21 protein-coding genes are annotated in these 20,162 nt (G+C 63.5%); 13 read left to right on the forward strand and 8 right to left on the reverse strand.

Annotated elements, in window-relative coordinates:
- Positions 1–5 precede the first annotated feature (5 nt).
- Entirely contained in the window at positions 6–446 is a 441-nt protein-coding gene (locus tag NKI29_RS03370) for an arginase family protein (RefSeq protein WP_502896628.1), read from the reverse strand.
- 129 nt (positions 447–575) lie between these two features.
- Here NKI29_RS03370 and NKI29_RS03375 point away from each other — a divergent pair, with 129 nt between their 5' ends.
- Both NKI29_RS03375 and NKI29_RS03380 read left to right on the forward strand, forming a co-directional pair.
- A complete protein-coding gene (locus NKI29_RS03375; protein ID WP_023677055.1) occupies positions 576–1,013 on the forward strand; it encodes an Lrp/AsnC family transcriptional regulator in 438 nt (145 codons plus the stop codon).
- Positions 1,014–1,217: 204 nt separating this feature from the next.
- Positions 1,218–1,541: a hypothetical protein gene (locus NKI29_RS03380; protein ID WP_023677054.1), complete on the forward strand. Its 324-nt coding sequence runs from the start codon at positions 1,218–1,220 to the stop codon at positions 1,539–1,541.
- Positions 1,542–1,580: 39 nt separating this feature from the next.
- Here NKI29_RS03380 and NKI29_RS03385 read toward each other — a convergent pair whose 3' ends face one another.
- Genes NKI29_RS03385 through NKI29_RS03395 form a run of 3 tightly spaced genes read right to left on the reverse strand, consistent with a single transcriptional unit; the run spans position 1,581 to position 3,456 of the window.
- Entirely contained in the window at positions 1,581–1,796 is a 216-nt protein-coding gene (locus NKI29_RS03385; RefSeq protein WP_031211849.1) for a hypothetical protein, read from the reverse strand.
- Positions 1,797–1,813: 17 nt separating this feature from the next.
- Positions 1,814–2,224: a SpoIIAA family protein gene (locus tag NKI29_RS03390; RefSeq protein ID WP_352645257.1), complete on the reverse strand. Its 411-nt coding sequence runs from the start codon at positions 2,222–2,224 to the stop codon at positions 1,814–1,816.
- Between the two features lie 50 nt (positions 2,225–2,274).
- Positions 2,275–3,456, reverse strand: a complete 1,182-nt coding sequence (locus NKI29_RS03395; RefSeq protein ID WP_023677051.1) for a DUF3182 family protein — start codon at positions 3,454–3,456, stop codon at positions 2,275–2,277.
- Between the two features lie 136 nt (positions 3,457–3,592).
- Between NKI29_RS03395 and NKI29_RS03400 the strand changes: the two genes are divergently transcribed.
- A complete protein-coding gene (locus NKI29_RS03400; RefSeq protein ID WP_352571840.1) occupies positions 3,593–4,081 on the forward strand; it encodes a YbhB/YbcL family Raf kinase inhibitor-like protein in 489 nt (162 codons plus the stop codon).
- Positions 4,082–4,234: 153 nt separating this feature from the next.
- Here the strand turns inward: NKI29_RS03400 and cyoD are convergent, their stop codons facing one another.
- Genes cyoD through cyoA form a run of 4 tightly spaced genes read right to left on the reverse strand, consistent with a single transcriptional unit; the run spans position 4,235 to position 8,239 of the window.
- Entirely contained in the window at positions 4,235–4,663 is a 429-nt protein-coding gene (gene cyoD, locus NKI29_RS03405; protein WP_023677049.1) for a cytochrome o ubiquinol oxidase subunit IV, read from the reverse strand.
- Positions 4,660–5,310, reverse strand: a complete 651-nt coding sequence (cyoC, locus tag NKI29_RS03410; RefSeq protein WP_023677048.1) for a cytochrome o ubiquinol oxidase subunit III — start codon at positions 5,308–5,310, stop codon at positions 4,660–4,662. The genes cyoD and cyoC overlap by 4 nt, the downstream gene beginning before the upstream one ends.
- Entirely contained in the window at positions 5,307–7,313 is a 2,007-nt protein-coding gene (gene cyoB / locus NKI29_RS03415) for a cytochrome o ubiquinol oxidase subunit I (protein WP_023677047.1), read from the reverse strand. The genes cyoC and cyoB overlap by 4 nt, the downstream gene beginning before the upstream one ends.
- A 2-nt stretch (positions 7,314–7,315) precedes the next feature.
- Positions 7,316–8,239: a ubiquinol oxidase subunit II gene (cyoA, locus tag NKI29_RS03420; protein ID WP_084641133.1), complete on the reverse strand. Its 924-nt coding sequence runs from the start codon at positions 8,237–8,239 to the stop codon at positions 7,316–7,318.
- A 622-nt stretch (positions 8,240–8,861) separates the two neighbouring features.
- Between cyoA and NKI29_RS03425 the strand changes: the two genes are divergently transcribed.
- The 10 genes from NKI29_RS03425 (at position 8,862) to NKI29_RS03470 (ending at position 20,152) form a co-directional block, all read left to right on the forward strand.
- Positions 8,862–10,004: an ABC transporter substrate-binding protein gene (locus NKI29_RS03425; RefSeq protein WP_352571839.1), complete on the forward strand. Its 1,143-nt coding sequence runs from the start codon at positions 8,862–8,864 to the stop codon at positions 10,002–10,004.
- The gene (locus tag NKI29_RS03430) at positions 10,004–10,855 is read left to right on the forward strand and encodes an IclR family transcriptional regulator (protein WP_023677043.1); all 852 of its coding nucleotides are present in this window, start codon (positions 10,004–10,006) and stop codon (positions 10,853–10,855) included. Before NKI29_RS03425 ends, NKI29_RS03430 begins: the two co-directional genes overlap by 1 nt.
- Before the next feature lie 23 nt (positions 10,856–10,878).
- On the forward strand, positions 10,879–11,910 hold the full coding sequence (locus NKI29_RS03435; RefSeq protein WP_023677042.1) for a sugar ABC transporter substrate-binding protein: 1,032 nt from the start codon (positions 10,879–10,881) through the stop codon (positions 11,908–11,910).
- A gap of 139 nt (positions 11,911–12,049) precedes the next feature.
- Positions 12,050–13,033, forward strand: a complete 984-nt coding sequence (locus NKI29_RS03440; RefSeq protein ID WP_352571838.1) for an ABC transporter permease — start codon at positions 12,050–12,052, stop codon at positions 13,031–13,033.
- Positions 13,023–14,555, forward strand: coding sequence for a sugar ABC transporter ATP-binding protein (locus tag NKI29_RS03445; RefSeq protein ID WP_352795565.1), 1,533 nt, complete (start codon positions 13,023–13,025; stop codon positions 14,553–14,555). Before NKI29_RS03440 ends, NKI29_RS03445 begins: the two co-directional genes overlap by 11 nt.
- A gap of 30 nt (positions 14,556–14,585) precedes the next feature.
- Positions 14,586–15,581 (forward strand): ABC transporter permease, encoded by a 996-nt coding sequence (locus tag NKI29_RS03450; RefSeq protein ID WP_352571836.1) that lies wholly within the window; start codon positions 14,586–14,588, stop codon positions 15,579–15,581.
- A 1-nt stretch (position 15,582) separates the two neighbouring features.
- Positions 15,583–16,368 carry an SDR family NAD(P)-dependent oxidoreductase gene (locus NKI29_RS03455; protein ID WP_352620545.1) on the forward strand — a complete coding sequence of 262 codons (786 nt, stop codon included), beginning with the start codon at positions 15,583–15,585 and terminating at the stop codon, positions 16,366–16,368.
- 18 nt (positions 16,369–16,386) lie between these two features.
- Entirely contained in the window at positions 16,387–17,592 is a 1,206-nt protein-coding gene (locus tag NKI29_RS03460) for a CaiB/BaiF CoA transferase family protein (protein ID WP_352571834.1), read from the forward strand.
- Positions 17,593–17,594: 2 nt separating this feature from the next.
- A complete protein-coding gene (locus tag NKI29_RS03465; protein WP_352468260.1) occupies positions 17,595–18,380 on the forward strand; it encodes an enoyl-CoA hydratase/isomerase family protein in 786 nt (261 codons plus the stop codon).
- A complete protein-coding gene (locus tag NKI29_RS03470) occupies positions 18,377–20,152 on the forward strand; it encodes a CoA-transferase (protein ID WP_352577644.1) in 1,776 nt (591 codons plus the stop codon). Before NKI29_RS03465 ends, NKI29_RS03470 begins: the two co-directional genes overlap by 4 nt.
- Positions 20,153–20,162 lie beyond the last annotated feature (10 nt).

Here is a 20,162-nt window from a genome sequence, read left to right on the forward strand (position 1 = left end):
CCGCGCTAAAACGCCCGCCCCACACCATCCAAATGGCCGCGGGGCGGCGTGGCGCGCGAATGAAAAGCGGGGGGCGCACCGCCCCACCGCACCAAGCGCGCCCGGGCGGCATGCGCCGCCCGGCGGGCAATGCCGGCGAGCGTGCCGGCCGAAATGCTGTGGTCGCCGCCGAGAAAGATCGGCATCGCATCGGCGCTCGCGGCATAGGCCGTTTCGCTGATTGCGGCCGTCCAGGCCGCAATTTCCGGCAGCGCCTTCACCGCCGCGTTGCCGTGTACGACAGGACGCATGTCGGCAGGGACGATCGTTCCGAGGTCGGTCAGCGTATGGCCGAGCTCGGTCAGTGCGCCGGCCAGGCCGGCCGTGCGCAGCGCACTCGGCCCCATCTCGCAGCCCATGCGGCCTGAGCCGGCCTGGATCGGCGCCCCAACGATCGTGCAATGCATTTGTCATACCCCGCCAATTACGATGCCTTTATTGAAGCCGGCATCGCTGGCAGAATGAACATGTCAAATTGGCAAATTTGTCGAAGTGCCTTACCATAGCGGCAGCATCTACTTCCGTTGTGAGCAATCATGGACCACCTCGACGAGCAGATCATCACCTCTTTGCGGCACGACGCCCGGCGCAGCATTTCCGACCTTGCCGTTAGCCTGGGTGTCTCCCGGGCAACGGTAAGGTCCCGGATCGAGCGGCTTGAAAGAGACGGCGTCATCGTCGGCTACACCGTCATTCTGCGCGCCGACGCGGTCGATCAGCGCGTGCGTGGCATCATGATGATCGAGATCGAAGGCCACGCCGCCGATCGCGTCATTCGGGCGCTGGGCGGCTTCTCCGAGGTCTCGACCATCCACACCACCAATGGCCGCTGGGATCTGGTGATAGAACTCGGAACCCAGACCCTGAGCGAGTTCGACGCGGTGCTGAGACGTATCCGCCTGATCCCCGGAATTACCGGCAGCGAAACAAGCCTGCTCCTGGCAACGCCGCGCACCACCAAGGCGCGGCTGTGACCTTCGAGGAACCGCCTTGGGCCTGTAGCGATAACGAAATCCGAAGCCACAGAACCTTCAATTGCCGGTGCGGTTAGAGCAATTCCAGGAAAAGTGTGAAACGGTTTTCCGTTCGGAATTGCGTCAAACAAGAGAGATCGGTTCAGCGTTTCCCCCGATGAACCGTTCTAGGCTCGGACAGCCCTTCTTCGAGGGAGAACAATCATGGCTCACGCCCAGCAGGAACTGGTCGAATTCGTTATCAGCAAAGCGTTCAATCCGGTCGTGCGGGCCAAACCAGACGGAAAATCCGATGCCGAACGCAAGACGCTCGAGCACGTCCAGCAAGCCACGAAGACCGAGATCGAGCGCTATCGCCATTACGGCTCGGCCGAGGAGGTCGCGACCAATTTCAAGCGCGACCTGAGCTCAGATGCCGCCAAAAAGTTGCACTCCCAGCTGCGGCGCCTGCATCTGCCGACGATCGAGGATATTCGCGACGAATTTGAGGACAAAGCCCGCAAGCTCGGGGTCAAGGCCTCGTCGTAGATCCGCGACCGGTCCTCGGTGACGTCCGTCAGGCTGTCATCACAAGCCGTCCTTGGTCGGAGGCCACCCTGACCGAACCGTCTCGGGGATGTTGTCCGACGTCAGATCGCCCCGATTGAGCTTTTCGATCGCTTCATCGGCTTCGCTTTCGTCGAGACCGGAAAGCGGCAACCCGCCGACCACGACGGCTTCGTCGCTCTCGCTGTCATAGACCTCCCAGAGGCCTTCTGAATCCTGTCGTTTGTCGAACGGCATGGCACTCTCCAACACCGCTATTGTACGCCTGCCACCCATTTCAGGGCCTGGGCTTTTTCGTCCTCCGGGAACACCCGCGCCTCGATTTGCGGAAACAGCGCGTCCGTCATTTCCGTAGCTGCCTTGATCCACTGCTTGTCGGAAATCACGGCGGCACGTTTGAAGCGGTGGAGCTCGCCAAGTTTGCTCAGCCCATACTGCAGGTCGCGCCGCAAGGCGCCAGCCGTCATGTCCTCGAAATCGGTAAGATCGGTCAGGACGCCGATGTCCTTATGGTCGCTCAGTTTGGCTTCGATTGCCGGGATGACTCTGTCGTAGTCGTCCGCTGTCACAGTGCCGGTGACACGAAAGGCGGCGACGTTCTGGGGAGCGGAAATCATCTCGATCATTTTTCCCCCGGTTTCTGACTGGCTGGCTGCCTGAAACAAACTCGGGCCATTCGCGGATGTTCCCTGCCAAAGGCGTGTTTCACTTCGACCTAAAATGACGATCGGCCGGCTTCCCCGACCGGCCCTCGGATCACCTGGGTGACGACGGTGTAACGCGTGATTTGGCCCTCCTCGGGGTCCTCTCCGTCGAAGTGGATTTCTGCATTCAGCGGCAGCTGCGCGGTGTTGCCGAACTGCTTGACGGCGGAGACATGCACAATCTGCACGTCGGGGTCACGCGTCATGGCGTCCATTGCCGCAAGCTCGGCCGTGCTGCTGCCGCCGATCCGCCAACTGGCTTCCAGCACTCCCGATCGCCAGATGCCCGAGGAATCGACACCTTGGCCGATGTCGTAGTTGCGCCGTGAGGCGAAAAATCCGGGATAGCCATCCATCGCCGCGTCGTAGGTCCTCGCCTGCGCCACGGCCAAACCCAGCGTCGGCGATAATCGCAGCTCATCCAGCGCCTCCCATCCGCCGCGCACGACGACCAGATCGGATCCGCCGTAAACGGGCTGTCCGTCGTTGTCGGTCGTCGTCCGCTGGGTGCCGTAATAGCTGATCGACAATTCGTCGATCATGGTTCTGCCAACGCTCAGCGTAACGATGTCGCGAAGCTGCGTTTCGAGAACAAGGCCGTATTCGCTTAGGTCAGAGGATGGATATTGGTCCAGCAGCCTTTCGACATCGCCGACCGTCGCGGCGGTGTGCTGGTCGCGGCCCCGCGAAGCGCGCGGTGGCTTGAACCGGACCAGCCCGAGCTCCAGCAGACGTTGCGCTGCGCGCAGCGCGTCGTGGCGTGAAAATGCGGTGTAACCGGGCAGTACGGCCGCGGCGACGGCCCTGCCGAAGCCGGCGTGCCATTCTTTTGGCCGTGCCGCCGATCCGTCCACCAGCTCGTGGGTTATGGCCTTGGTGGTTGCGAGGCGCCAGGGCACCACACCGCCGAAGAGGTCGTCCGGCCCGTTTATGCCCAGTTGGAGCGCATCGACGGCAAGCAGGCTGTCGTCCGGCACGAAATACAGTCGGCCACTGTCACCGCCGCCGTCACGCAGGCCCTGGCGGAAGGCAAAGCCCTTCAACGCCGCAATCGTGCGCGCAACGGCAGCGACGGTTTCCCGCTCGTGGGTATAGATTGTCTCGCCGCCCGGCACGGAGAATGCGACCACAACACCTTTCGCCCCGCTTGGTTGCTTACCGCTTAGCCCGGTCATGTCGCGCCCTTCGTCCATTGCCGAGCCTCTTGCCGCCATTCCGCGGCGATGCGTCCGAACCGAAAAACCCGCTTCCTCGGCGAATGTTCCGGCCAACGGCCGGCTGCGGGTTTGACCAGGTGGCTGCCCGGAACATCGGTGGCTCGCGGTTGTTATGCGGGAACCTCAGCCAGGGAGATCGAGACCATGGCTTTCACGCTCAAAGCTCGATGGCGAAAAAATACCGCCGCGCTATTCCCGCGACGGCGGCAACGTCTCGCCGCCATTGGAGTGGACGGACGCGCCGCAAGGAACCAAAAGCTTCGTCCTGGCCGTCGAGGACCCCGACGCCCCTTCAGGCATGTTCCGTCATTGGGCGGTCTACGACATCGACGCACAGCGGAACTTTCTTCCCGAAGGCACGACCGCCGGCGCCAAGACCGAGAGCCTCGGACACGGCGTCAATGATTTCGGCAATCCTCATTATGACGGCCCCCAGCCGCCGCCTGGGCATGGGCTCCACCATTACCATTTCCGGCTTCTTGCGGTCGACGTCGAGACGCTGCGTCTCGACGAGAAGGCTGCCGTCGAAGACGTGCTGAAACAGGCCGCGCCGCACGTCGTGGGAGAGGCCGAGCTCGTCGGCACATTCGAACGGGCTTGAGACCGGAGCTCGCTGTCGCATGAACTGCGGCGAACGGCCGGAATAATCGCTAAAGCGCGTCGCGTTCGATCGGCCTCATGCGACGCGCTTTAGATTCTTGTTTTTACGCATGTCGTTATCACAAAACCGCTGCACACTTTTGCGCGACATGCATCAGCGGTTCATGTTCATGATCGCGTTCATCGGCATCAAATTGTGGTCGAGGTTGGCCATGATCCAGATCGAGCCGCCAATCACCAGAACTACGATCAGCACGCCGAAGGCAAGCGCTAGAGCGTTGTTGGTGTTGTCCGGCCCCGTCGTGATGTGCAGGAAGAAGACGAGATGCACGCCCATCTGGGCGATCGCAAGCACGACCAGCGCCACCGGAATGCCGGGTGCCCATATCAGGTTGGTTCCGAGCAACCAGAACGAGGCGATGGTCAACAGCGTTGCCAGCCCGAGGCCGATCACATAGCCGCGTAGCCCGGATCCGACTTCGGTGTCGCCGAGGTATTCGTCACCCGGCGCCGTATCGATGTCGTAGCGCTCCAGCCCATCGGTGTCGCGCCGTTGCGCGTGGCGATCGTCCGCATTGCTCATCGACTTGCTCCCAGGAGATAGACCACCGTGAACAGGGCGACCCAGATGATGTCGAGGGCGTGCCAGAACAGGCTGAAGCACATGAAACGCCGAAGAATATCGTCACGGAATCCCTTGGCGAAGATCTGCGCCATCATCGTGAGCAGCCACAGCAGCCCCGCCGTCACGTGAAGGCCATGGCATCCAACCAGCGTGAAGAACGCCGACAGGAAAGCACTGCGCGTCGGTCCGGCATCGCGGGCAACCATATGCGCGAACTCGCGCAACTCGAGCAGGATGAAGCTGGCGCCGAGCACGAAAGTGACAGCCATCGCGACATAGAACCAGGAGCTTCGCCGCGCTGTCACGGCGAGGCTGGCGAGACCGCAGGTAAAACTCGACAAAAGCAGGGCCGCCGTCTCGATCGCGACGTTGCGCAGGTCGAACAGCTCGGCCCCGCTTGGTCCGCCCGCCGTCTTGCCCGCCAGCACGGCGTAGGCCGCGAAGAAGGCCGAGAACATCACGATGTCGCTCAGGAGGAAGATCCAGAAGCCGTAGCCGACGACGATCCGGATCGGTGCCGGGCCGCCGTCGCCGTGGCCAGGTGCATGGCCGTGCCCGCCATGGAGGCGGTAAGGGTCACGCTCTCGAACATCGATCGCGGTCATGGCCTTGGCCCTGTGTAGGTAACCAGCGCCTCGCGGCGGGCACTTCGGTTGGCGCGGTCGATCCGGGCGACTTCGGCGGCAGGAATGACGTATTCGGGGATGTCGCGCCACGCGAATACGACGAAGGTGGCCAAAGCACCGAGAGCGCCGAGCGCCACCATCCACCAGATGTGCCAGATGAGGGCAAAACCCATTACGGTCGCAAAGAAGGCGCAGATGAACCCGGTGGGACTGTTGCGCGGCATCTCGATCGGCTCGTAGTCAGGCTCGTCGCGCAGCCGGTTTTGTTCGCGTGCCCGCTGCTTGATGCTCCAGTAGGGCTCTTCGCCCTCGACATGCGGAAGCGCGGCGAAGTTGAAGACCGGCGGCGGCGAGGGCGTGGCCCATTCCAGCGAGCGGCCGTCCCAGGGATCTCCGGTGGCGTCGCGAAGCGCCGCGCGCTGCCGGATGCTGACGACGAGCTGTACGATCTGCGCGACCACGCCGGCGGTAGTGATTAACATGCCGACGCCGGCAGCCAGCACCCAGGGATACCATGCCGACACGTCGAAATGCTGCATTCGGCGGGTCATGCCGAGCAGGCCAACAGCGTAGAGCGGCACGAAAGTGACGTAGAAGCCGATCAGAGTCAGCCAGAAGGCCAGCTTGCCCCAGCCCTCGTGCAGCCGGAAACCGAATGCCTTTGGAAACCAGTAGGTATATCCCGCGAAGGCGCCGAACAGCACACCGCCGATGATGACGTTGTGGAAATGCGCCACCAGGAACAGGCTGTTGTGGAGCAGGAAATCGGCTGGCGGCACGGCCAGCAACACGCCCGTCATACCGCCGATGACGAACGTCACCATAAAGCCCAGCGACCACAGCATTGGCGTCGCGAAGCGGATGCGGCCGCCATACATGGTGAACATCCAGTTGTAGATCTTCACGCCGGTACCGACAGCAATGATGCTGGTGGCGATGCCGAACGCGGCGTTGACGTCGGCCCCGGCGCCCATGGTGAAGAAGTGGTGCAGCCACACCATGAAGGAGACGATGCAGATGAAGAGCGTCGCGGCCACCATCGAGCGGTAGCCGAACAGCGGCTTGCTGGAGAAGGTAGAGATGACCTCCGAGAAGATGCCGAACGCCGGCAGGACGAGGATATAGACCTCGGGATGGCCCCAGGCCCAGATCAGGTTCACGAACATCAGCATGTTGCCGCCGGCTTCATTGGTGAAGAAATGAAAGCCGAAATAGCGGTCGAGCGTCAGCATCGCGAGCGTGGCGGTGAGGATCGGGAAGGCGGCGACGATGAGCAGGCTGGCGGCGAGTGAGGTCCAGCAGAACATCGACATCCTGAGGTAGCTCATGCCGGGCGCCCGCATCTTCAGGATCGTGGTGACGAAATTGATCCCGGTGAGCAGCGTTCCGACGCCCGATATCTGCACCGCCCACAGATAATAGTCGACGCCGACGCCCGGCGAATAGGCGGTCTCGCTGAGCGGCGGATAGGGCAGCCATCCGGTACGGGCGAATTCGCCGATCACCAGCGAGATGTTGACCAGCAGCGCACCGGTGGCGGTGAGCCAGAAGCTCACCGAGTTGAGCGTCGGAAAGGCAACGTCGCGGACGCCGAGCTGCAGCGGCACGACCAGGTTCATCAGGCCGATGACGAACGGCATCGCCCCGAAAAAGATCATGATGGTGCCGTGGGCGGAAAAGACCTGGTTGAAGTGATCGGGCGGCAGATAGCCGGGCGCCTGGAAGGCGAGGGCTTGCTGGGACCGCATCATGACGGCGTCGCTGAAGCCGCGCAGCAGCATCAGCAGCGCCAGCAGCGTGTACATCACGCCGATCCGCTTGTGATCGACGCTGGTGATCCATTCGCGCCACAGATAGGGGAAATGGCCGGCCAGGAAGACCCAGGCCAGCACGCCGAGAATTGCCAGGGCGACGACCGCCGAGGCGATCATCGGCAGAGGCTGATCGAACGGAATGACGTCCCAGCTCAATTTTCCGAGCATTGTCAGCCTCCTGTCGCGGGCGATACGCTCGGCTCGGGGCGACCGGCCTGGGGACCGGGCGCGGGCGGAACGCCCTGCGTCGCGATTTCATGGAAAAGGTCCGGCTCGACCGAGCGATAGGTCGAAGGCGGCACGTCGATGCTCTGTCTGGCCAGTTCCTGGTAGCTGGCCTTGTCGAGTGCCTGTCCCTGGCTTCGCGCCGAATTGACAAACGCGTCGAAGGCATCCGCTGCGACGGCATGCAGCACGAATTGCATGCCTGGAAAACCGTCACCGCTGAAATGGGCCGACCGCCCATAGAATTCGCCGAGCTGATCCGCCTGCAGGTGAAGCTGCGTCGTCATGCCATTCATCGTATAGATCATGCCGCCAAGCTGAGGCACGAAGAACGCGTTCATGACGCTTGCCGAGGTAAGCGAGAAATGCACCGGCCTGCCCGCCGGCACCACGAGCTGGTTGATGCTCGCCACATTCTGCTCGGGGTAGATGAACAGCCATTTCCAGTCGAGCGAGACGACCTGCACCTCAAGCGGCTTTTGCTGCGAATCCAGCGGCTTCATTGGATCGAGGTCATGCGACCCGATCCAGATGATGCCGCTCAGAAACAGGATGACGAGGATGGGGATCGACCAGACCACCAGTTCGATGCGTCCGGAATAGGCCCATTCCGGCAGGTACCGCGCTCTTGTGTTGGTTTCCCGGAACCACCAGGCAAAGCCGAGCGTCGCCACGATCGTCGGGATGACGATGGCCAGCATGATGGCGACCGAATTGAGCAGGATCGTCCGCTGCGCCGCCCCCACCGGCCCTTGCGGATCGAGCACGCCGCCCTGGCAGCCGGCAAGCAGCCCGACCAGCAAAATCGTCGCGCCGAGGCAGCCAAGACGGATGGCGGCACAGTTTCGAACGATCACCCTCAGCAGCATGAGATCTCGCCGTTTCCTGAAAACCGATTGGAACGTTGCAGGCAGCGTGGCTGCCAACCCCGAATGTGCGCGCCGGTGTGCTCCTGGCGACAGTTTCTTCACGCACGCGGCTCCGGCTGGCAGAACCACATGCGGCGGACGTCATCGTTAAGCGGTCGACCTGTCGAGAACCCCTCCAAATCCTAAAAACCAGCGGCAAATCCCAAGCAACCAGAGCCAAATCTTAAGAAACCAGCGACAGGACCCAGATCGAAGTTATCGCCAGAAACGTGGCGAATGCCAAGGCGGTAAACCGGTTCATGGCCGCGCCCACCGTTGTCCATTTAGTCCGCTCCCCGCGACTCGGCGCTGAATCCAGTGACGCTGCCCAGTGATGCTGCTCCAGATGGCTGCGCCAACCGAACGAATGTTCGTCGCGAAAGTTCCCAAAAAGCCAGATCCATCGCAGCCTTTGGTTGCAGGCCGGCGGCAACGCGATGCGCACCAAGGATGGTTGGGCGGCTTTCTCGCCAAACAGAAGCGAGGACTGGCTTTGCGTATGTAAAAACTACTTGTCTAGGTGAAAATAGTTGCTACTAATCGGCTGGGCCGGCGCATGGCCGCCTCTGGGAGGAATTTCGGCATGACAAGACTGCGCGGCCTCGCGTGGGATCACCGACGCTGCTGGGGTCCGCTCGACGCCAGCATCGGGCCGTATTGTGCCGCCAATCCCGGTCTTGAGATCGAATGGGACCGCCGCAGCCTCTACGAGTTCGGCGAGGGCGCGCTTGGTCCGGTGCTCGGCGCCTATGATCTTGTCGTGTTCGACCATCCGTTCATCGGCGATATTGCCGAAGGCGGGCTGATGGTGCCGTTCGATTTGTCGGCCGAGCAGCGCCGCGGCTTCGAACGGGATTCGGTCGGCGCGTCCTGGCAATCCTACGCAAGGGACGGGCGCCAATGGGCGTTGCCGATCGATGCTGCCTGTCAGGTTGCCTCATATCGCCCCGATCTGCTGGAGCGCTACGGGCCGCTGCCGCGCAGCCATGACGAGGTGCTGGAGCTCGGCCGGCGCGCCTTGAAGGACGGCAAATGGCTTGGGCTGCCGTTGGTGCCGACTGACGCCATGTGCCTGCTTTTGACGCTGGGTGAGCCCCGGGAAGACGGCGACGAGTTCATCGCCGGGGAAAAAATCGAGCAGGCCGTCGGGCAGTTGCGCCAGCTTGCGGCGCTGTCGCACCCGAACTCGCCGAAATGGAACCCGATCCGTTGCTACGATCAGATGATCGCGCATGACGACGTGGTCTACGTGCCGTTCGCCTTCGGCTATGTGAACTACGCCTCTAAGGCAGACAGGCCGTATCTGCGCTTCGCCGACGTGCCGACGCCGCGATCCGCCGGCGCCTTGCTCGGCGGCGCCGGCATCGGCGTCAGCGCCCAATCGAAACACAAGCAGGCAGCCATCGATTACGCGCTATTTCTGTGCTCGCCCGGCTATCAGCGCGGCGACTATGTGAAATCCGGCGGACAGCCGGGGTCGCTGGCGGCGTGGCAGGATACCGAGGTCAACGCGCTCTCGGGCGGCTTCTTCGCCTCGACTCTGGCGACGATCGAAGCCTCCTATCTGCGCCCGACCCATCCGGGCTTCATCAGCTTCTTCCGCCAATGCGCCCCTCATGCCGCGGCGGCGATCGCCGGCGAATTGCAGGCGGCCGAGCTCGCGGATCGGCTGAACCGGCTCTATCGCGAGACCAGGCATGGCCAGCCGCAACGGAGCGTCGCGTAATGGCCGCCGATATTGCCCAGATCGTCGACGAAGGCGAAAGCGGCCGCAACGGCTATCGGGTGCCGGCGGTGGAGAAGGCGCTCGACATACTGGAATTCATGGCTGCCAGCGGCGAGCCGCTGACCCAAACCGAGATCGCCACCGGAATGGGGCGCTCCATTCACGAGATCTACCGCATCCTGCTGTTGCTGGAGAAGCGCGGCTACATTTTCCGGACGCAATCGGACCGCTTCCGCCTGTCGCTGAAGCTGTTCGAGCTGGCGCATATGCATCCGCCGGTAAACCGCCTGGTCGAATGTGCGCTGCCGGTGATGCGCGGCCTGGCCGCCAATGCCGACCAGAGCTGCCATCTCGTCGTGCGCGAAGGCGAGAGCGCACTGGTCGTGCTGCAGATCGATTCGCCTTTGCCGATGCGTTATTCGGTTGCCCTTGGCTCGCATTTCCCGATACTCGAAACGAGCTCCGGCGCGGTGCTGCTGGCGCATTCGAGCCGCGCCGAGCGCGACCGCATCGTCGAACGGATCGTCGCCGCAGGCGAAGGCCAAGGCAGCCGGACGGAAATCGAAGCGCGGCTGAACGAGGTCGCAAGGCTCGGCTATGAAATGCGCGCCTCGCTGGCTGTCGAGGGCTGCACCAACATCTCGATGCCGGTGCGCGACCATACCGGCGCCGTCATTGCCGCGCTCACCGTCCCCTTCCTGCCGCAAAAGGCCGCCCGCTTCGATCGCAGCACCGTCTTCGAGCGGACGAAGGCGGCGGCCGAGACGATATCGGCGGCGCTGGGCGCGGGCGAAGCTGCCGCCTCTTCACGTGCCGACCCGGAACGGCGGGACTATCCGTTCAGCAACTGACAAGAAATACAGGGAGAAGAAACATGAACTGGTCCAAATCGATGCTGTTTGCCTCGGCGGCGGTGCTTGCTCTGAGCGCCGCCGCGGCACACGCCGAAAACATGCCGAAGCGCATCGGCTACGTCACCAACTACGCCACGCATGAGTGGTATCAGAACGTCATCAAGGGCATGCAGTCCCGCGCCAAGGAACTTGGTATCGAGCTCGAGGTGCAGGACGCCAATCTGGACGTTGCCAAGGAGGTCTCCGCCGCCGAAGATTTCATGGCCAAGGGCGTCGACGTCCTGATCATCACGCCCGTCAACGAGGAAGGCGTCGTGCCGCTGCTGCGCCAGGCGAAATCCAACAACGTTCCAGTCGTGCTCGAAGGCAATCCGGTCAAGGGCATGACCACAATGGTCGCGATCTGCGACTACGACACCGGCTACACCGCCGGCGTCGAAGCCGGCAAATACGCCAAGGAAAAGCTCGAAGGCAAAGCCAAGGTGATGAATGTCGGCTTGCCGCTGCTGTCCGCCACGGTGCTGCGGTCGCAGGGTTTCATGGATGGCCTGAAGACCATCATCCCCGACGCGGTCATGGTCCACGACCTCGACGGTGGCGGCAATCCCGATCGCGCGCTCGAGGTCTCTTCGGCGGCACTTGCCAAGAACGCCGACATCAACATCATCTACGGCATCAACGATTCCTCCTCGCTCGGCGGCCTTCAGGCCTGGAAAGCGGCCGGCAAGTCGCAGGACGGCCTGTTGACGGTCGGCACCGGCGGCGAAGGCCTCGCCTTCATCAATGCAATGCAGAACGAGCCGTCCTATCGCATCGAAGCCGCGATGTTCCCGGAAAAGGAAGGCTACACCGCCATCGATGCAGCGGTTAAGCTCTTCAACGGCGAAGAGGTGCCGGAACACATCGTCAGCCCCACCGCGCCGATGAACGGTGACGACTGGAAGAAGTTCTACGACTACGATGGCACCACACGCAAAATCAAATGGGATGCCGTCAATGCGCTTCAGCCACCGGAAAAATGCATGAAAACTTCCGCCGATCTGAAGAAGTAAGGATTCCGGGTAGCCCTTCCCGCACGGCGGGAAGGGTGGCGGATCGGATATGCCGACGGCAAAACAGGGCAACCGTCCTGTTTTGGCCGGCAGTTCCAGACGGCGACGGCACCGATACGGGCCCGGAAATGAAATGGACATGAGCGAGCTTACGCAATCCTCCGCGCCAAGGCGTTTCATCGGCGGCCAGCTGCTGGGCAGCAGCCAGCTGGTGCTCGGCGTGATCCTGGCCGTGCTCTGCATCGCCATTTCGATTGCCGCGCCGCAATTCTATTCCGAGGCCAACATCATCGCCATCCTGCGCCAATGCGCGCTGGTGCTGATCGTCGCCTCCGGCATGACGATGCTGATCATCACCGCGGAAGTCGACCTGTCGGTCGGTGCATCGCTGGCTTTTGTCGGCTGCATCGGCATGGCCGTGCTGAATTCAACGCACAGCCTGACGCTCGGGCTGCTGGCGGCGCTCGCCTTTGCCGGTGCCGTCGGCCTGTTCAACGGGCTGGTCGTCACCAGGCTCAAAGTGAACTCGCTGATCGCCACCATCGGCACCATGATGATGCTGCAGGGCGGCGTTTATCTGTTCACCCGCGAGGCGGTGCAGAACCACCACCGGCTTGCCGGCTTCACCGATCTCGGCGCCGGCTATCTCGGCGCGATCCCGCTGCCCGTAGTCATTGCCGCGCTGATTTTCGCGCTGGCCGCGGCAACGCTGCGCTTCACCACGCTCGGCCGTTATCTCTACGCTGTCGGCGCCAACGAGCGCGCGGTTCGTCTCTCCGGCGTGCGCTCGCAACGGCTGAAACTGTTCGCCTTCGTCGTCACCGGCCTGTGCGTCGGCATCGCCGGCATGATCCTGTCGTCGCTGATGAATGCCGGCCAGCCGACCGCCGGCCGCGGCTTCGAGCTGACGGTGATTGCCGCCGTCATCCTCGGCGGCACCAGCCTGCTTGGCGGCCGCGGTTCGCTGCTCGGCACGTTGCTGGGCGTGCTGGTGCTGAAGGTCATCGACAACGGCATCATCATCCTCGGCTGGAACCAGGACCTGCAGATGGTGGTGCCTGGCATCGTCATCATCCTGGCGACCTATCTCGACATCGTCCGGAACAGAGCCAATGTCGGTTGATTTCCTTCACCCCGGCAAAACCGCGGCCGTCGACAAAAGCGTGCCGGCGCTGGAGATGCGCGGCATCGGCAAGCGTTTTCCCGGCGTGGTGGCGCTGGACAATGTCGATCTGACCTTGGAACCCGGCAAAATCCATGCCCTGATGGGCGAGAACGGCGCCGGCAAGTCGACGCTGATCAAGATCATGGCCGGGGTCTACGGCAAGGATGCCGGCACCATCCGCCTGCGCGGCCGCGAGGCCGACATCAAGTCGCCGCGCGATAGCCTGAAAGAGGGCATCAAGGTGGTGTTCCAGGAGATCGCGCTGATCGCTGAATTCAGCGTCGCCGAAAACATCTTCCTCGAAGGCTATCCGACCGGCAAAGGCGGCTCGATCGACTGGAAGAAGATCCGTGCCGATGCGGCCGCTCTGTTCAAGCGTATCGGCTTCAATGTCGACCCGGCGGCGCGCACGGGATCGCTGCCGGTCAGCCAGCAGCAGATGGTCGAGATCGCCCGCGCACTCGCCCATGAGGCCCGCGTCGTGGTGATGGACGAGCCGACCTCCTCGCTGACGCCGAACGAGGTCTCGCTGCTGTTCACCGTCATCCGCCGGCTGGCCGCGCTCGGCATCGCGGTGCTCTATGTCAGCCACAAGCTCGACGAGGTCTTCGAGATCGCCGACACCGTGACCGTGCTGCGCGATGGCCGCCACGTCTCGACCAGGCCGATCGGCGAGCACACCAACGACACGCTGATCCAGGACATGATCGGCCGGCGCATCGAAAACCTGTTCCCTCGCCAGCGCGGCGCGCCGGGCAGCAAGGTCGCGCTTTCCGTTGAAGGGCTCAGCACCGCCAAGAAGCTGAAGGATGTGTCGTTCGAGGCGCATGCCGGCGAGGTCCTCGGCTTCTTCGGCCTGATGGGGGCCGGCCGGACCGAGCTCGCCAAGGCCATCGTCGGCTTCGACCCGATCACTTCCGGCGCCATTTCGGTCGATGGCAGCCGGCTGCTGCCGCACGAAACGCACACCGGCGTCCGGCTCGGCATCGGCCTGCTCACCGAGGACCGCAAGAGCGAGGGGCTGATGGGCGAGTTGCCGGTCTACCAGAATGCCAGCCTCGCCTCACTCGGCGCCTTCGCCAGAATGGGCTTCGTCGACAAGGTCAGCGAACGCAAGGCGGTGCAGGACTATGTCGACCGTTTCCGCATCCGGACGCCCAGCCTGTTCCAGCAGGTCAAGAATCTGTCCGGCGGCAATCAGCAGAAGGTGCTGATCTCGCGCTGGCTGATGCGAGGCCTGAAGGTGATCGTCGTCGACGAGCCGACCCGCGGCATCGACGTCGGCGCCAAGTCGGAGATTTTTGCGCTCATCGACCGGCTCGCCGGCGAGGGCCTGGCGGTCGTCATGATGACGTCCGAAATGCCCGAGCTGCTGGGGCTTGCCGACCGCATCGCGGTGATGTGCGAAGGCCGCCTCACCGCGATCATGCCTCGCGACGAGGCCACGCAGGAGAACATCCTCAATGCGGCGATCGGCTAAGACGATGACGCTTCGCAAAGGGACCAAGCGATGAGCCTGGCAAGCACCGACACCATGAAAGCTGGGCCGTCCATGCTGGCGCGGCTCGTCGCGCGGCAGGAATTGGCATTGCTCCTCTGCCTCATCCTGGTGATCGCGTTCTTTTCCTTCACCGCCGAGAATTTCTTCTCCGTGCGCAACATCACCAATGTGCTCGGTCAGGCTTCGCTGGCGCTGACAGCCGGCATCGGCTGCGCCATCGTCTTCATATCAGGCGAGGTCGACATCTCGATCGGCTCGCTGCTGGCGACGATCGCGCTGCCGCTGATCATCATCATGAACGACACCAACTCGCTTGTGCTCGGCATCAGTGGCGCGCTGCTGTTCGGGCTGATCATCGGCGTCGTGAATGGCTATCTGACGGCCTATGCCGGCATCAACTCGCTGATCGTGACCCTGGGCACGATGTTCATCATGCGCGGCGGCGTTTATCTCTATACCGGCCAGCGTGCTATTCCAGACGATGCCGCGCTCGACAGCTTCATCGCGCTGTCGGACGGCCGCCTGTTCAACGTCGTTCCCTATTCGGCTGTCATCGCCATCGTCCTGCTCGCCGTCTTCGCCTACGTGATGCAGCACCGGCCGTTCGGGCGGCAGATCTATGCCGTCGGCGGCAATCCGGAAGTGGCACGGCTGGCGGGTTACGACGTGCGCCGCGTCAAGTTCACCTGCTTCATCATCAGCGCGCTGCTGGCGACGGTAGCCGGCATCATCCTGGCAGCCCGCGTCGGTTCGGCGCAGCATACGGCCGGGCTGAATTTCGAGTTCCAGGTCGTTGCCGCCACCGTGCTCGGCGGGGTGAGCCTTGCCGGCGGCATAGGCAGCCTGACCGGCATGGCGCTCGGCGTGCTGATCCTGCAGTTCCTGTCCAACGGGCTGCGCGGTCTCGGCCTGCCGACCGAGTGGCAACTGGTCATCACCGGCATGATCATCATTGCCGCCGTCGCCTTCGACGAAGCAAAGCGCCGGCACGCCATTGGAGGCTGATATGGATCGTCTCAAAGGGAAAACCGCAATCGTCACCGGCGCCGCCGACGGCATCGGCCACGCGATCAGCGAGGCGATGGCAAGGGAAGGCGCGCACGTCTTCCTCGGCGACATCGCCGACGAGAAGGGTGAAAAATTCGCAGCCGAGCTGCGCGCCGCCGGCCACCGCGCCGACTACATCCATTGCGACGTCGCGGACGAGGCCGATATCGCCGCTCTTATCGCCGCAGCCGTCGGCAAGACCGGCCATCTCGACATTCTCGTCAACAATGCCGCCATCGCCATCGGCGGCATGCCGGTCCATGAGATGACCGACGAGCAGTGGCACCGGCTGATCGCGGTCAACCTGACCAGCGTGTTCCGCGGCTGCAAATATGCGCTGCCGCATATGATCGCGCAGAAATCCGGCTCGATCATCAACATGGCCTCGGCGCAAGGTCATATCGGGCTCGAGGGCTGGACCGCCTATGCCGGCGCCAAGGGTGCGGTGATGGCGATGACGCGCCAGATGGCGGTCGAGTTCGGCCCGCTCAACATCCGCGTCAACTCGATCTCGCCCGGCACCATCAACACGCCGATGAACGACAAATTGGTCAAGGAGATCGGCGGCAATCTCGCCAAGGCCTGGGTCAAGATGCATCCGCTCGGCCGCATCGGCAAACCGTCCGAGGTGGCCGAAGCCGCCGTCTATCTGGCCTCCGACGCCGCCGGCTTCACCACCGGTACCGACCTGCGCGTCGACGGCGGCCTCACCGCAGCACCCCGCTACGTACCCGACCTGCTTTGACAACCAACGAGACATGAAATGAACAAAGCCCTCGAAGGCGTCCGCATTCTCGATTTCAGCCATCTGCTGCAAGGGCCGTTCGCCACGCAGCTGCTCGGCGACATGGGCGCCGACATCATCAAGATCGAGCGCGCCGGCGCCGGCGACATGTTCCGTAGCATGACCTTTTTCGCCAAATGGGTCGGCGGCTCCGAAAGCCCGAATTTCCTCGCCTGGAACCGCAACAAGCGCTCCATCGCGCTCAACCTGAAAAGCCGCAAGGTGCATGCCATCATCATGGACATGGCCAAGAAGGCGGATGTGGTGGTGCAGAATTTCCGCCCCGGCGTGCTCGCCAGGCTCGGCTATGGCTACGAGGATTTCAGGGCGGTCAATCCCGCCATCATCTATTGCTCGGGCTCCGGCTATGGCGAGGAAGGCCCCTATGTCGAGCGCCCCGGTCAGGACATGCTGATCCAGGGATTGTCCGGGCTGATCTCCAACACCGGCCGCGGCGATCAGGCTCCTGTTCCGGCCGGTGCCGGCTTGGCCGACCAGATCGGCGCCATGAACATGGTCTACGGCATCCTGTCGGCGCTCTACTATCGCGAGAAGACCGGCAAGGGCCAGAAGATCGAGGTCAATCTGCTCGCCGGCATGCTGGCGCATCTCAATCAGGAATATGTCGCCGTGCTCAATCTCGGCGAGGATTTCGTGCGCCCGAATTCCGGCATCGGCCACCCCGGCATGCAGGCGCCGTTCGGTGTCTATGAAGCGAAGGACGGCGGCTATGTGTCGATCGCCATGAGCCCGTTCAAGACGCTGTATGAAGTGCTGGAGGCGCCGCAGCTTGCTGTCTACGACGATCTGAAGACGCTGTTCGACAGGCGCGACGAGGTGTTCGACAAGGTCAACGCCGAAACCAGGAAGTTTGCCACGCAGGACCTGCTGGCGCGGCTGCTGGCAGCCGACATCTGGTGTGCCGAGGTGAAGGACATAAGGCGCGCAGCCGAGGACCCGCAGGTCAAGCACCTGGGCATGATCACCAGCTACGATCATCCGCGCGGCGGCAAGGTCAGGGTGGTCGCGCCGGCGGTCAAGATGAGCGAGACGCCGGCAACCATCGAGCGGCCGGCGCCGCTGGTCGGCCAGCATGGCCGCGAGATACTGGCCGAGTTCGGCCTCCACAGCGACGAGATCGCCGCGCTGGAGGCGTCCGGCGACATGACCGTGGACGCTGCCTGACGATGAGCGTTTACCGGACACTCACTCTGGAAATGTCCGGCCGCGTCGCGGTCGTCACCTTCCGGCGCGCCGATCAGCTCAATGCCATGAACCGGCTGATGCAGAGCGAGATCACCGAGGTTTTCGAGGCGTTGTCGCAGGATGACAGCGTCGGCGCGATCGTGGTGACCGGCGAGGGGCGCGGCTTCATGGCCGGCGCCGACATCAAGGAATACGCCGCCCAGACAGCTATCGAGTTCGACGCCTTCCAGGCGGCGGGCACGCGCATGTATGCGGCCATCGAGCAGAACCGCAAGCCGGTCATCGCCGCGGTCAATGGTTTTGCGCTCGGCGGCGGCATGGAGCTGGTGCTGTGCTGCGACATCGTCATTGCCAACCAGTTCGCGAAGCTCGGCCTGCCCGAGATCAAGCTCGGGCTGGTCCCCGGCGGCGGCGGCACCCAGCGCAGCGTCCAGAAGCTCGGCCGCAACCGCGCCAATTTTCTGCTGATGACCGGCGCCATCGTGCCGGCTTCCGAGTTCGTCGGCGCCGGTCTGGTCAACGAGATCGTCAATGCCGAAAGGCTGATGCCGCGGGTGCTGGACCTTGCCGAGATGCTCGCCGCCGAACCGGCCGCAGCGATCGAAGGGCTGAAAGCGCTGACCGCGCATGCCGTGTCGGGCGATCTGGCCGACGGCCTTGCCATGGAGCGCGATGTCCTGGGTGGCCTGTACCGCAGCGAGACCGGCCAGCGGCGCGTCAAGGAATTTGCTGAAAAGAGCGCGACGCGGCCGAAGGCTGCGAAATGACGTCCCTGGTCAAGCAAAACCGGCCGCGCTTCACCGATGTCGAGGGCCTGGCCGCGATGGTCGGCGGCGGCGACGTCTTCGGTGTCGGTGGCCATCATTTTGCCCGGCTGCCGATCGCCTTGTTGCGGGCCATCGCCCGCTTGGGCGTCAAGGATCTTCGCTATGTCTGCTGGGCCGGCGGCCTGCCGCTCGAACTGCTTCTCGAAGCGAATGCCGTGGCGGAGGTCGATATCTGCTTTTCCAGCCTCGATATTTTTGGCTTGCCGCCGCGCTTCCGCGCGGCTGCCGAGACCAATGCCGTGCCGGTCCGCGACTGGACGGCGCTGGCCATGATCCAGGCGCTGCGGGCGGGGCAGCAGAACCTGCCGTTGATGCCGTTTCAGCTTCCGGAGGGTTCGGACATGCTGGCGCGCGTGCCGGGTGCGATCGCCGCGCCCGATCCGATCGCGGGAATCACGACCGGGATCATCCCGGCCTTGCGGCTCGATACGTTCGTCGTCCATGCCCAGCGTGCCGACGAGAGCGGCAATGTCCAGATCATCGGACCACGGGCGCTGGATTTCGCCATGGCCGGCGCGGCGCGCGAGGTGCTGGTGACGGTCGAGGAGATCGTCCCGGTCGGAGCGCTGCGGCATGATGGTCGGCAGAGCATTTTGACCCGCAACCAGGTGTCGGCGATCGCGCTGGCACCAGGCGGCGCCTATCCCGCCTCCTGCCTGCCATTCTATGTGACGGATTATCAGGCGTTGGCGGGGGCGTTCGCGGCCAAGGAAATACCTTTGTCGGACAGCCTGAGCATGCCTTCGGAAGGCGTGCCGGAGCGGGTTCAAGACGCTGCAAAAGTCCGCGCTGAAACAGTCCTCGCAATGCCCAGGCTCGTGCACGGCAACAAGGAGGCGTCCATCGACGAGATCATCGCCGCCCGCATCGCCGCTGAGCTCGACAATGAGAGCTTTGCCAGTGCCGGCGCGGTGTCGCCGCTCGCCAATGTCGCCTACCGGCTGGCCAAAGCGACGCACGCGCCGGACATGATCATCGCCACCATGAGTTGCGGCCATCTCGACATAGCACCGAGCCCGATGATCCTGTCGCTGATCGAAAGCCTCGATTGCGAGACGGCGGTGGCGCATGCCGGCGGCGACGACACCTATTCGACCTACTACCAGGCCGGCGCGGTGACGCATGAGATCGTCGGTGCCGCGCAGGTCGACCGCCGTGGGCGCGTCAACACCATTGCGCTGCGCAAGCGTGACGGCAGCCTTATCCGGCTGCCCGGGCAAGGCGGCATGGCCGACGTCGCCAACATGCATCGCGATTATCTGCTCTACGTCCCCCGCCATTCCGTGCAGTCGCTGGTCGAGACGGTCGAGATTGCCAGCTCGGCGCGCGGCCTGTTGACTGAGGCCGAACGCGAGCCGATGGGCTATCGGACCGGCGCGGCATTGGTGTTCACCGACCTTTGCGTGTTTCGGCTCGACGGCGAGAGCCGGCAATTGGCCGTCATCGAGACCATGCCGTGCGTGACGCGCCAGCAGCTCCAGGATGCCACCGGCTTTGCCCTGACATTCGATGCCGATTGCCGCGAAGTTGCGCTACCCTCGAACGAGACGCTCGACATCCTGCGAAACCGCATCGACCCGCTCGGCCTGCGACGCCTCGAATTCGTCAGCGCCAGGGAGCGCAGCGCGCTGATCGCCGAGATCCTGGCCACCGACCGGCGGATGGTCGAGCGCTGCATCGCCGCACAGCGGTCGCATGCTGCACCGGATTGAAGAGGGGTGG

The sequence above is a fragment of the Mesorhizobium sp. M0678 genome, from assembly GCF_040320505.1.
Classification (GTDB): Bacteria; Pseudomonadota; Alphaproteobacteria; order Rhizobiales; family Rhizobiaceae; genus Mesorhizobium.